The following is a 2093-nucleotide window of genomic DNA, read 5'->3' on the forward strand; positions in this document are numbered from 1 at the left end:
GATATGGGGGAAGATGTCGAGCTTGAGGTTGTTCTGGGTTCGTTTCATGAAACGGCCCGGTCGCCTGAGGGGAAAACCATAACATTACGGAACATGCCGCCCCCGACGCTCCGGCTGTTTCACGTTCCGCGTTGACGACGCAGCCCGCCCACACGCTGCGCGGCGTGCTGTGGATGGCGGGCGCGGTGCTTTCCTTCACGGCCATGGCGGTCGCGGTGCGCGAGCTGCAGCGCCACATGGGGTCGTTCGAGATTGTGTTCCTGCGCAGCGTGGTGATGCTCGCCCTCGTGCTGCTGATGATTCCCCGGGCCGGTACCGCTGCCCTGCGGACCCGCAGGTTTTCGCTGCACTTCTGGAGAAACACCATCCACTTCTGCGGGCAGGTGCTGTGGGTCTACTCCATCGGCGCGCTCACGCTCGCCATGGTGTTTGCGATCGAGTTCACGATGCCGGTATGGACGGCGCTCCTCGCCTGGATCTTCCTCAAGGAGAAGTTCACCTTCCCGAGACTGGTGATGCTCGCGCTCGGCCTCGTCGGCGTGCTGATCATCGTGCGTCCTGGCGGCGGCGCGTTCCATCCGGCGGCGGTGGCGATGATCCTCGGCTCGCTCTGCTATGCCTCGTCCTTCATTTTCACCAAGCGGCTGTCGTCGACCGACAGCGCGCTCGCCGTGCTTTTCTGGATGGCTGTGGTGCAGACGCCGATCTCGCTCGTCGCCGCGGCGCCGCAGTGGGTCACACCGGTGGCTGCCGACCTGCCCTGGATCCTGGCCATCGGTATCGGCAGCTTCTGCGCTCACTACTGCATGACGCAGGCGATGAGGCTGGTTGACGCGATGGTCGCGGTCCCGATCGACTTCATCCGACTGCCGCTGATCGCGGTAGTGGGCGCGCTCGCGTACGCGGAGCCGTTCGACCCGCTGGTGCTCGCCGGGGCGGTGATCATCTTCGCCGGCACCTACTACTCGCTCAGCCGCGAGCGGCGCTGACTATTAGGGTAACTATAAGGGGCCGGGACCCTTTTCCAACTACTTTGAGCCGCCCGCGGCGGCTGGCGTGTTCTTCTGCGCGAGGCGCTTGATGAGGCCGTCGATGCCTTCCTGCTTCACCACGGCATCGAACTCGCTGCGGTAGGTGAGCACGAGGCTTACGCCCTCGACCACGATGTCGTAGATCTTCCAGCCCGAGTCGGTCTTGCGCATCGAGTAGTCGAGGAGCACAGGCTTGCCGCCGGGGCGGATGAACTGGTTGTGCACCGTGACGTCGGTGTCGCCGGGCTTCATGCGCACCGGCATCACTTTCATGGTCTGGCCCTCGTACGCGGTGATCGCGTTCGAATAGGTGCGCACCAGCATGTTGCGGAATTCCGTCACCAGCTTCTTCCTCTGCTCCGGAGTGGCCTGTGCCCAGCTGCGGCCGACCGCGAGGCGCGTGGCCTCCTCGAAGTCGACGTGCGGCAGCACCTTCTCCTCGGCAAGCTTGATCGCTTTGCGCTTGTCGCCCGCGGCTAGCTGCTTGTCGCTCTTGATCGCGTCGAGCACCTCTTGCGTCACCTTCTTGACGAGGTCCTCCGGTCCAAGCTCCTGGGCGGCGGCCGCCAAAACAAAAATCGCCCAGAAGGCGATGACTTGTAACACCCTGCTCATCACTATCCTCATGCAGCAGCTCGCTCCTTCTGGTCTTTATCGCCCTTAATATTACCCTTGAACATCGCAGGCTCGAGCGAGTGGCGCTCGAGCAGGCGGTAGAACTCCGTGCGGTTGCGCCCGGCGAGGCGTGCGGCTTTGGTCACATTGCCCCCGGTGATCTTGAGGATGCGCACAAGATAGTCGCGCTCGAAGGCCCGGCGCGCTTCATCGAGCGGCGTGAGCGCGGTGTCGCCCGCATCCAGCGCCTGGCGCACCAGCGACTCCGGGATCACCTCGGTGGCCGCGAGCGCCACCGCCTGCTCCACCGCGTTGAGAAGCTGGCGCACGTTGCCCGGCCACGGCGCCGAGACCAGCAGCTGCATCGCCTCGGGCGAGAACGCGAGCGGGCCGCGCCGATAGCGTGCCCCCAGCCTCGCGAGGAACTCGTTCGCAAGCAGCGGAATG

General features: G+C 64.7%; 3 protein-coding genes. 1 reads left to right on the plus strand and 2 read right to left on the minus strand.

Translation table 11 applies throughout. From position 1 onward, the window contains the following. Positions 1–131 precede the first annotated feature (131 nt). A complete protein-coding gene (locus tag VLA96_11350; GenBank protein HSE49795.1) occupies positions 132–989 on the plus strand; it encodes a DMT family transporter in 858 nt (285 codons plus the stop codon). Positions 990–1028: 39 nt separating this feature from the next. On the opposite strand, the gene VLA96_11355 is transcribed toward VLA96_11350, so the two are convergent. Both VLA96_11355 and VLA96_11360 read right to left on the minus strand, forming a co-directional pair. Further along, positions 1029–1646 carry an ABC transporter substrate-binding protein gene (locus VLA96_11355; protein ID HSE49796.1) on the minus strand — a complete coding sequence of 206 codons (618 nt, stop codon included), beginning with the start codon at positions 1644–1646 and terminating at the stop codon, positions 1029–1031. An 8-nt stretch (positions 1647–1654) separates the two neighbouring features. Continuing rightward, positions 1655–2093 (minus strand): helix-turn-helix domain-containing protein (locus VLA96_11360; protein ID HSE49797.1); only part of this gene is annotated, 439 nt, incomplete at its 5' end.

It is taken from the genome of Terriglobales bacterium (genome assembly GCA_035457425.1).
Lineage (GTDB): Bacteria > Acidobacteriota > Terriglobia > Terriglobales > Acidobacteriaceae > JACPNR01.